This is a genomic window from Treponema sp. R80B11-R83G3, assembly GCF_054786115.1.
Window position 1 is genome coordinate 1 of record NZ_BDHF01000566.1, and the last position, 384, is coordinate 384.

Genomic DNA, 384 nt, shown 5'->3' on the forward strand with positions numbered 1-384 from the left:
TATTTATCTGGTTGACGTGCTTGATTCTTCGCAAAAAAAATTGACAGTAAACAACAGCGGCGGAATCGGATCAAACGGTTTTATAGAATTTTTTACTACTGGCACAAACGCATATATATATTCGGGTACTAACAATAATCATTTAAATTTGCTCCCTGGCGCCGGCGGCGTCAGGATTGTGAATGCCACTTTAGACATTACCGGAGACTTTAAAATAAATAACGCTAATACGGAATTAACGCTGGACGGTTCCGGCGCAAGCGGCATTAAAGCCGCTAATATTACTCTTGATGAGATTTCCGCGTTAAACAATGAAAATTTAAATCTTGAGGCAACAGGAGATATTTTGTTTAACGGAAATGTCGGTACTGCGGTTAAATATAT

At 38.8% G+C, this 384-nt stretch carries 1 protein-coding gene; it reads left to right on the top strand.

Annotated elements, in window-relative coordinates; translation table 11 throughout:
• On the top strand, positions 1–384 hold a 384-nt coding region (locus ACYVRH_RS15000; protein ID WP_461257652.1), incomplete at both ends, for a hypothetical protein.